The 9,749-nt window shown below is 59.5% G+C and carries 9 protein-coding genes and 1 pseudogene; 3 read left to right on the forward strand and 7 right to left on the reverse strand.

Annotated features, from left to right (window positions below):
* The first annotated feature begins 312 nt into the window (after positions 1 to 312).
* Positions 313 to 990, forward strand: coding sequence for a hypothetical protein (locus tag H4Q31_RS15785; RefSeq protein WP_185180014.1), 678 nt, complete (start codon positions 313 to 315; stop codon positions 988 to 990).
* A 669-nt stretch (positions 991 to 1,659) separates the two neighbouring features.
* Here H4Q31_RS15785 and H4Q31_RS15790 read toward each other — a convergent pair.
* Positions 1,660 to 1,875, reverse strand: coding sequence for a hypothetical protein (locus H4Q31_RS15790; protein ID WP_185180015.1), 216 nt, complete (start codon positions 1,873 to 1,875; stop codon positions 1,660 to 1,662).
* A gap of 123 nt (positions 1,876 to 1,998) precedes the next feature.
* Positions 1,999 to 3,396, reverse strand: a complete 1,398-nt coding sequence (locus H4Q31_RS15795) for a class I SAM-dependent rRNA methyltransferase (protein WP_185180016.1) — start codon at positions 3,394 to 3,396, stop codon at positions 1,999 to 2,001.
* A 104-nt stretch (positions 3,397 to 3,500) separates the two neighbouring features.
* Here H4Q31_RS15795 and H4Q31_RS15800 point away from each other — a divergent pair, with 104 nt between their 5' ends.
* Positions 3,501 to 4,460 (forward strand): Na/Pi cotransporter family protein, encoded by a 960-nt coding sequence (locus H4Q31_RS15800; protein WP_185180017.1) that lies wholly within the window; start codon positions 3,501 to 3,503, stop codon positions 4,458 to 4,460.
* Here H4Q31_RS15800 and deoC read toward each other — a convergent pair.
* The 5 genes from deoC to prmA form a co-directional block, all read right to left on the reverse strand.
* Positions 4,399 to 5,226: a deoxyribose-phosphate aldolase gene (gene deoC / locus H4Q31_RS15805; RefSeq protein ID WP_185180018.1), complete on the reverse strand. Its 828-nt coding sequence runs from the start codon at positions 5,224 to 5,226 to the stop codon at positions 4,399 to 4,401. The genes H4Q31_RS15800 and deoC overlap by 62 nt on opposite strands.
* Positions 5,227 to 5,329: 103 nt before the next feature.
* Positions 5,330 to 6,679: a tRNA (N(6)-L-threonylcarbamoyladenosine(37)-C(2))-methylthiotransferase MtaB gene (gene mtaB, locus H4Q31_RS15810; RefSeq protein ID WP_185180019.1), complete on the reverse strand. Its 1,350-nt coding sequence runs from the start codon at positions 6,677 to 6,679 to the stop codon at positions 5,330 to 5,332.
* Between the two features lie 5 nt (positions 6,680 to 6,684).
* On the reverse strand, positions 6,685 to 7,458 hold the full coding sequence (locus H4Q31_RS15815; RefSeq protein ID WP_185180020.1) for an RsmE family RNA methyltransferase: 774 nt from the start codon (positions 7,456 to 7,458) through the stop codon (positions 6,685 to 6,687).
* A 71-nt stretch (positions 7,459 to 7,529) separates the two neighbouring features.
* Positions 7,530 to 8,243: a site-2 protease family protein gene (locus H4Q31_RS15820; RefSeq protein ID WP_185180021.1), complete on the reverse strand. Its 714-nt coding sequence runs from the start codon at positions 8,241 to 8,243 to the stop codon at positions 7,530 to 7,532.
* Positions 8,240 to 9,217: a 50S ribosomal protein L11 methyltransferase gene (gene prmA, locus H4Q31_RS15825; protein ID WP_185180022.1), complete on the reverse strand. Its 978-nt coding sequence runs from the start codon at positions 9,215 to 9,217 to the stop codon at positions 8,240 to 8,242. Before prmA ends, H4Q31_RS15820 begins: the two co-directional genes overlap by 4 nt.
* A 337-nt stretch (positions 9,218 to 9,554) precedes the next feature.
* Between prmA and H4Q31_RS21385 the strand changes: the two are divergent.
* Positions 9,555 to 9,749, forward strand: a pseudogene (locus H4Q31_RS21385) (IS110 family transposase); the annotation flags it as partial.

The raw sequence follows: 9,749 nt of genomic DNA on the forward strand, positions 1-9,749 counted from the left end.
GTTTGTCTCTCCATTGTACCATATCCGGGCTAATGCGCACACTTGTTCGATTTGGCAAAAATGAAGGCGGCAACTCCGAAGCAATGGCGGATTGAAGGCGGAAAGCGAAGAAACTTGGACGTAGAACGTTGGCTGGACGAGCGCAGAACGCAGTGGTATCGGCGAATCGCTCGCAAGCGAATATTCGGGATGACAAGCTCCGAATGACAAGTTATCATATTAGCCAAGAGACGAAGAACGTCCCGACCCATTTGCCCGTTGCGGCAGTAGGGTTCGGGGCGTTTTTGGCTTTGTGTACATGGAGGTGTGACTATGGAATTCGAGCAGGCTTATGAATCGTTCTTGACCCGTCATATCGAGAGAAGGACGGGCGAGCGGAAAGGAAGGCTGCTAAGCCGGAACTTTCATGCCGAGAAGCTTTTTCTACGCAACGTGTGGTGGCCCTTGAAGGGGAATCTGGAGGATCTCCATCCCGAATACGAGATCATGGATTGGCGAGGACGGTCGTACTTTGCCGACTTCGCGTGGACGCCGTCCGGGGCTCCCGTCTTCCTGTGGGAGATCAAAGGCTTCGCCAAGCATGTAAGGGACATGGACCGCAACGGTTATTCGGGCGAGCTGAACCGCGAATTGTTCCTGCAGGGGCTGGGCTATCGTGTCGCCTCGTTCGCTTATGACGATGTCGAGGGCCGGCCTGAGCTGGTCATCACCCTGCTTCGACTGCTGCCGAGCCAATTCCAGGGGGACGTCCTTCCTGTTAAGTTAGACGCGCTCGCCGAGAGAGAAATCATTCGAATGGCGATCCGATTGGCAAGGCCGTTCCGCCCCGTCGACGTCACCCGCCACTTGAGCATCAACTATCGCACGACGATGAAGCACATGAACAGTCTAGTCGTTAAAGGCTGGGTCAGACCCGTCGCCACCGGTAACGGAGAGCGGATCGTCTGGTACGCGCTGGCGAAGGAAGGCTTAGCGTTCTACCTCGACTAGACAGAATGAGCGGGGCGGAGTGCGGGCGCTGGATGATGCGAGAGGGGGAGGGTGCGCAGGGGGAGGGTGCCCAGGTGAGGAGGTCTAGAGCGGGGGGTGTGCAGTGGTTGATGGTGAGGGAGTTGATGGTGTGGGAGTTGGATGGTACGGTGGTTGATCGTGCGGTCGATAGTCTAGTTGCATTTGTACACTTAGATTCTCTATCCAGAAGTGATTCGATTAGCTAGTTGCATAAGTACACTTAGTTTAGAGGCGGACCGCCATTTAGGAGGCTTGGAGAGGAACTAAGTGCAGATTTGCAACTAGAGCAGCGTAAACCCGCTAATTCGAGAAATCTAGTTGTACAAAATACAACAAGGCAGCGGCGGAGCGGATCGGGACCCATTGATTCGGAGTCGCGTATCTGCGGAACTGCGATGCGATTCCACAGAACGCAGCCCAGGCATAGGCGAATCGTCCGCGCTGTCTGATGACCACTGGCAACCATACGAACTGTTTGCGCTTTCTGATACCCACTGGCAACCAACGAGCTGTTCGCGCTGTCTAATGACCACAGGCAACCGGACGAGTTGTTCACGCTGTCAGTCGCCTGCAGGCAAACAAGCGAGGCACTGTAACAGCGCCCCGCCCTCCGCAAACGTCGATATATGTCGAACAAATGATTCGCTCTCAGGAGATGTTCAGATAGAGCTTCGTGCCGTCCGAGAATTGGAAGATCGCCGCCTGCGTCATCAGCTCCACGTTGGTTACCGTCTTCCACTTGCGCCTAAAATCAAGATCCAATGCCATTTCCTTCATGCGGTCGTTCAGCAGTTTGCGGCTCTCCAGCCTGTTCGCCCTGTTCTGCAGCGGTACGGCGCGCCGTCCGAAGCATAGGACATCCATCATCAACATCTCCTTCCGTCATTTGGAATCTCTCTCTACACCAAATGTATCGGAAAGACGTTAAAAAAGTTACAGGTTTCGACACTCACATTTTCTTAACATTTCGATTTGTGTCGAACAATGTCATAATTCCTTGCGGCTCCGCACTTCGAAAATGCCGAATTTCAAATAGTGGCCTTCTTCGACTCCGCCCAGCTGCGGATGGTCCTTGCCGGCTCCTTGCCAGACGATGCGGCGAAGCGTCTTGCCCGCGTCGGCCGCCGCCTCCAGAATCGTCTCCATGAACAGATCCGGGCGCACATGATAGGAGCAGCTCGCGGTCACCAGATACCCGCCCTCGTTGATCAGCTTCATCGCTTGCAGGTTGATCTCCTTGTACCCGCGAATCGCGCCGGGCACCGCTCGCTTCGTCTTCGCGAAAGCCGGCGGATCGAGAATGACGACGTCCCAAGTCCGTCCTTCCGCCGCCAGCGGCTTGGATGTATCAACCTTCTTGCCCGGAGCGCTGCCGGCGCGCGCAGCCCGCTCTTCGCGGCCTTGCACCTGCTGGCGCAAGAACTCGAACGCGTCCGCCGTCACGAATTCGACACGGTCCGTGAAGCCGTTGCGCTCCGCATTGCGGCGAGCCGTCTCGATCGCATGCGCCGACACATCCAGACACGTCACCTTCTTCGCGCCGTATTGGCAGGCATGCAGCGTGAAGCTTCCCGTGTGGGCGAAGCATTCGAGCACCGTCGCGCCGTCCCAATATGGGAACGTCACCTCGTTGCCCTTCGCGTTGACGGGCACAAGCTTGCTCCCTTCCTCCGTCTCGCGTTCCTCTAACGTAATGCCGCTGCGCACGCCCCAGCCCTTCATGAGCGGCTGAATCGAAGCGCGATTCTCGCGCTGATCGAAGAAATACCCCGTTTTCTGACCGCCTTCGATATCTACTTCGACCTTGAGGCCGTTCTCTTCGATCTCGATGAAGCGCGGGCACTCGCCGTACAGCGCGCCCGTTCGCTCCTCCAAGCCTTCCAGCGTACGCACGCCGACATCGCTTCGCTCATAGACGCCCTTCGGGGAGAAGACGTCAACCAGCGCTTCAAGCCATTGCTCCCGCGCTTTGTCCATGCCAAGCGTCAGAACCTGCACGACGAGCACGTCCTCGAACCGGTCCACGACAAGCCCGGGGAGGAAGTCTGCTTCTCCGAACACGACCCGGCACGACTTCTCCGCGCCAACGAAGCGCTGCCGGAACGCCGCGCATTGCCGCAAGCGCCCGCGGAACCAGTCCGCGTCCATCGCCGCCAGCGGCTGGTAGGATACGATGCGCACCGTAATTTGCGATGCGGGATTCCAATAGCCGGTCGCGAGGTATTGCCCTTTGTGGTCGCGCACCTCAACCAGATCGCCGGGCTCTGCCTCGCCCTCCTTGCGCTCGATCTCATTCGCATAAATCCAAGGGTGTCCTTGCTCCAGCCGCGGACGGCGAGAGCGGTTCAGGAACATGGCCGCTTGGGCTGCTGAGTTGTTGTTCATGGCATGATCCGCCTTTCCGGACATGACTTGTCCGATGATCGCATAGATTTGGGAATGGAGCTTGTATTAGGTTCGATAAGGTTTGGTAAAGGAGCGCCTGACTTATGATTATGTATATCGTCTCGGCATCCGTCTTCGGTCTCGCGCTGCTGCTCGGCGGCATGAAGCTGATGGAGGTCGCACTCCGGCAATGGGCGGGCAGCCGGCTGCCCGCCGCGTTGGAGCGCACGACGTCGACGCCGTTCAAGGGCTTCCTCGCCGGCACATTCTCTTCCGCGCTTATGCAGAGCGGCACTGCTGTGACGGTGCTGACGATCGGCCTTGTGAATGCCCGCCTGCTTCCGCTCGCGAACAGCTTCGGCATCATTCTCGGAACGAACGTCGGCACGTGCCTGACGACCGAGTTAATGAGCCTGCGGCTTCATCGCTATGCGCTGCCGATGCTCGCGGCGGCATTCGTCATCTGGCTGTGGACGGCGCTGTCCGGCGAGATGCGCGCGCTTCCGGCGCTGCCTAGGCGTTACGCGCCGCCGTTGCGATACGGATCCGCGGCGCTAGCCGGCTTCGGCTTGCTGCTATTCGGCTTCGCCGTGCTGCAATCGGTCGGACCGACGCTGCAGACCAGCGACATGTTCATGGACATGATGACGCATGCCGAGAGCTCGCCGGTCTGGGGCTTGCTTGGCGGCGCGGCGATTACCGCCGCCGTCCACTCGAGCTCGGCCGTCATTGCCATGTCCATGGGACTGGCCGACGGCGGCGTCATGTCGCCGGCGACTGGCGTCGCAATTATGCTCGGCGCCAACGTGGGCACTTGCTTCACCGGGCTGCTGGCATCGCTGAGCGGCGGCAGAGGCGGACGGTTCGTCGCGCTAGCGCAAATCGTCCTCAACATATCCGGCGCCCTGCTGTTCTATCCGCTGCGGGGAGCGCTGCTCGCCGCGGCATCCTGGATCGCGCCCGGCGATCCGGCTGCGCAGATCGCGCATGCGCAGACGATGTTCAATATTGCTTGCTCGCTGCTGGCGCTGCCGGCTGCCTATATGCTGCTGCGCCGCCGCTAACGATGGCGACGCCGGCGCTCGTGCCGATCCGGCTCGCGCCGGCCAGCAGCATCCGTACGGCATCTTGCTCGCCGCGGATACCTCCCGACGCCTTGACGCCGAGCTGCGCCGAGACGCTGCCGCGCATGAGCCGCACGTGCGCCTCTGTTGCGCCGCCCGGCCCGAAGCCGGTCGACGTCTTGACGTAATCCGCCCCCGCAGCTTCGGCAATCCGGCATGCGCTCACGACCTGCTCATCCGACAGCGCTCCGGTCTCCAGAATGACTTTGACGAGCGCGCCGCCTTGCACCGCTTGGACAACTGAAGCGATATCCTTCTCGACGCCAGCTAGATCCGCATCCAACAGCTTGCCGAGCGAGATGACCATATCGATCTCGGAGGCACCGTCCTCGACGGCAGCGGCCGCTTCGAACGCTTTCGCCCGGGTGGCGCCGGCGCCTAACGGAAAACCGACGACCGCGCACACCTTAACGTCCGTTCCGCTCAGGCGCTCGCGGCATTGGCGAACCCAGCGGCCATTCACGCAGACGCTATAGAACCGATGCTCCAGCGCTTCCTCGCACAGCTTCGCGAAGTCGGCTGCCCTCGCTTCGGCCTTCAGCAGCGTATGATCAATGAACGGAGCCAGCGGCTGACCGGGCTGCCATATGGGGAACCGGCCATGGCCATCCCCGTCCGCGGCATTCCCGCTCGATATACCCGCTCCTGTCAGAGCATTATCCGCGCGATATTGTTCTCGATTCGGGCCGTTCCCTTCTTCCTTCATGCCGACACCTCTCGTCTGTTCTATGTACAGCAAGAGATTCCATTACCGCCGGCGACCTGCTAGCCTTCCCGTCGTAATGAAATCTCTTGTGGCGCCAATCTAATTAGGCTTGAAGAGCAACCGGCGCTTTGACCTCGAGCACCTCTACCAGCTCGCCGGCGTTCTCGTTCACGCCGCTCTTCGTCAGGCGAACGCGGCAGTGCTTCCGGTACAGGCTCTCATCGCCTTCGATCTCGATCAGCAGATAGTTGTCCGAATAACCGGCCAGGCGCGTCTTGCCATCGTCGCCAACAACGACGCGTTCTGTAATAACGTCAAGCTCGCGGCCTTCCCACTGCTTGCTGTAGGCAGCCTGCAGCTTCTCCGACAGGTCGATCAGCTTGTGCACGCGCTCGTGCTTCACTTCCTCATCCACCTGATCGTCCATCCGCGCGGCCGGCGTGCCGGTCCGCTTCGAATACGGGAACACGTGCATCTCCGAGAAGCCAATCTGCTCCATGAACTTATACCCGTTCTCGAACTGCTCCTCCGTCTCGCCGGGGAAGCCGACGATGACGTCGGTCGTGATCGCCACGCCCGGCATCGCCTTCTTGATCTTCTCGATCTTCTCCGCGAATTCGGCCGTCGTGTACTTGCGGCGCATCCGCTTCAGGATGGCGTCGTCCCCGGCCTGCAGCGGGATGTGCAGGTGGCGGCACATCTTCTTTGAGCTGTTCAGCACGGCGATCACATGATCGTCGATCTGGCTCGCTTCGATGGAGCTGATCCGGATCCGCTCCAGCCCGTCGATCTTGTCGAGGTCCTCGAGCAGATTCGCCAGACGGTACCCCTCCAGATCGTCGCCGTATCCGCCCGTATGAATGCCGGTCAGGACAATCTCCTTGTAGCCCGATGCCACGAGCTGGCGAGCTTGATTCAGCACGCTCTCCGGATCGCGGCTGCGCGACAGCCCGCGCGACCACGGAATGATGCAGAACGTGCAGAAGTTGTTGCAGCCTTCTTGGATCTTCAAGAAGGCGCGCGTCCGATCGGCGAACGCGGGAACGTCGAGCTCTTCGAACTCACGCGTCTTCATAATGTTGCGAACGGCATTCATCGGCTTGCGATCGCGCTGAATGTCCCCGATGTACGTCATCAGCTTGTCGCGGTCCTGCGTGCCGACGACAAGGTCGACGCCTTCGATCTCCATAATCTCGGCCGGCGACGTCTGGGCATAGCAGCCCGTTACCGCAATGACGGCGTCGGGGTTGCGGCGCACGGCGCGGCGGATGATCTGGCGGCTCTTCTTGTCGCCCGTATTCGTCACCGTGCACGTGTTGATCACGTACACGTCCGCAGTCGTCGTCTCGAAGTCGACCTGCTCGTAGCCTTCCTTCTTGAACAGCTGCCACATCGCTTCGGTATCATAGAAGTTCACTTTGCAGCCTAACGTATAAAATGCCACCGATGGCATCCCATTCATCCTCCCAGCTCTCCGGATTCGTACGCGATGGCCGCGAGGGCCACGAGCGCGGCCGTCTCGGTTCGCAGTATGCGCCGGCCGAGGCCGACCGCCTTCGCGCCGGCGGCGGCAGCCTGCTCTGCCTCCTGCGGCGTGATGCCGCCTTCGGGGCCGACGATCAGCAGCACGCGCGGCTCGCGCGCCGAATCCGCTGCAATATCATGGTTGAAGGCGGCGAGAACGGGCTGTAGCCCGCTCCCTCGCCGCCCTTCTTCTTCATAGCAAAGCAAGGTCAAATCATATTCGTCGAACGAGCTTATGAGCGCCTTCCACGAGCAGACCGAAGCAACCTCCGGCACGATGCCCCGATGCGCTTGCTCGGCCGCTTCCTTCGCGATTTTGCGCCAGCGCTCAAGCCGTTTGGCCTCCTTGCGCTCGTCGTATTGAACGATCGTGCGCTGCGACAAGAACGGCCGGAAAGCGTGCGCCCCGGCTTCGGTTCCCTTCTGAATAACCGTCTCCAGCTTGTCTCCCTTGGGCAGGCTCTGGGCGACGGTGACGCGCCAAGCCGTCTCCGCTGCCGAAGCTTGCCTGCTGACGATGTCCGCGACCACCTGGGCCGCTTCAACGGTCTGCGCTTTGGCCAGCAGTTCGATTCCCGAGCCGTCGCAGACGATGAACTCATCGCCGGGCTTCGCCCGCATAACAGTTGCCAGATGACGGGCGTCATCTCCCAGCAGCGTCACGGCCGATTCGCCGATCTGCCCGGGAGGAACGAAGTAACGTTGCATTAGCGGACATCCTCCCGTTCAATTCCCAAGCTACATCATACCCTGTCTGCCCGCTTCTCCGCTACTGGCCGCTAAAATTTCCAGCCGATAAGCGACGGCAGAATCGGAGATTCCGGATGCGAGCCGAAGATGGACGACGCGATCCCATGCATTCCTTCCAGAATGGGCCGGGTCAGCGAGAACAGCGGATCGATCGTCACGTCTCGAAGCGGCGGAATGAAGACCAGAAGCAAGAATACGAAGATACCCCATTGCTCGTTCTGCGCCATGCGAATCCGCCAGCTGAGCGGCGCGAACTCCTCAACGATCCGGTAGCCGTCCAGCGGCGGAAGCGGTATAAGATTGAATAAGAACAAGATCACGTTAATCGTAAGCCAATAATGCAGGAATGTAACGAGCGTATTGACGGCCGCTGACGATGGACGGTCAAGCACGCCCCAAGCAACGAGAGCGTAGATGACGAGCAAGACAACCAAGGCGAGCAGCAGGTTGCTGACCGGTCCCGCCGCGGTGACGAGGATGCTCATCAGCCGCGGCCGCTTGAACCGGCTTCTGCGCACGGGGACGGGCTTCGCCCAGCCGAAGCCCGCGACGATCAGGAACAGCATCCCGAACAGATCGAGATGCGCCATCGGATTAAGCGTGACTCGCCCCTGCTCATAAGCGGTCGTATCCCCGAACTTCCAGGCTGTCCACGCGTGCGCGAATTCGTGAACCGTGAAGGCGATCAGCATCGTCAGAATGACGAAGGGCAGTTCGCTGATAGGATACGGCAGAAAATTCATTCGTCAGAGCCTCCCGGCTTGCCCGCCACGAATGCGATCCAGTCTTCCTGGCGGACGCGATCGATGATTTCGAAGCCTGCAGCCAGCAACGCCGAAGCTACGTCTTCCTCTTTGTTCTTATAGATCCCGCTGGCGATATAGATGCCGCCCGGCTTCAGCACATCCATGACATCCGTGATGAAAAGAAGGATGATCTCCGCCAGAATGTTGGCGACGACCAGATCAACCGGCGGCTGTACGCTGTCCGCCGTTGCCGGCTGGCTCAGCACGCCGAGCAGGTCGCTCTGGCGGACTTCGATGACGTCCTGCAGCCCATTCAGCTTGACGTTCTCGGTCGCGCTCGACACCGCGATCGGGTCCAAGTCAAGCGCGAGCACCTGCTTCGCACCTAAGCGGATCGCTCCGATCGAGAGAATGCCGGAGCCTGTGCCGACGTCGATAACCGTCTCGCCGCCATGGATCGCTCCTTCGAGCGTACGCAAACATAGCGCCGTCGTCGGATGCGTGCCGGTGCCGAACGCCATGCCCGGGTCCAGCTCGATGATAAGCTCGCCTTCGCGCGGTTCATACGCTTCCCAGGTCGGCTTGATCGTCAACTGCTCAGTTACTTGGAGCGGCTTGAAATACTTTTTCCAAGCTTCCGCCCATTCGTCTTCGTTCACCTCAGCCGAGCTGATCGTATACTCCCCGGCGTCATAGCCGAACTCCGGCAGTCCGCGCAGCAGCAACGTCAATTGCTCGATAAGCTGTGTCGGATCGGTCCCTTCCGGAAAATAACCTTTGATCTCGGCGTAGCCTGCCTTGATATTGTTGAGCGGCTTATCGTACCACTGGCCGAAGGAGGTATCTCGAGGCTTGTCTTCGGTCCACGACTCCTCGATCGAGACGCCTCCCGCGCCAAGCTCGTTCATATAATGGGCAACCATCTCTTGAGACTGTTCCGCCGCTAAGACGGTAATTTCGAACCAACGCAACTGTGCTTCCTCCCCGGTATGCTTCCGCAAGCGCTTTATGCGCTTGGATTTGAACACCATTATACACGTTAAGTTTCGATGGACGCAAAAAACTTTCATGCCCGTAAAGGCCACAGGCTATGATGAAATAGGTTTCGTGCAGTGTGCCACGGACGATACTGGCGAGTAAGGGGCCAGTTCAGTTCGTGGTTTTTTTCGGTGACCTAGATCCCGCGCAAAAAACTGTTCGGACAACCTTTGAAGCACAGGCTATTGGACCGTAGAGTCCGTATAAAAAATTTTCGTTCGTTTCAGGTTGTCCAGGCCCCCCCCACCCTATTTTGGAGGTTGGTCTACCATGATGGAGGCGATTGTTGAACGCTGTGCCGGCTTAGATGTTCATCAAGAAACAGTTGTCGCTTGTGTACTCGCGGGTCCTCTCGATCGAGCGCCCAAGTCTGAGCTTCGCACCTTCGGAACGATGACCCATGAGCTAGAGGAACTTGGCGAATGGCTCACTGAACAGGGGTGCACGCAAGTTGCCATGGAGAGG

The sequence above is a fragment of the Cohnella lubricantis genome (assembly GCF_014212015.1).
In the GTDB taxonomy this organism is placed as follows: domain Bacteria; phylum Bacillota; class Bacilli; order Paenibacillales; family Paenibacillaceae; genus Cohnella; species Cohnella lubricantis.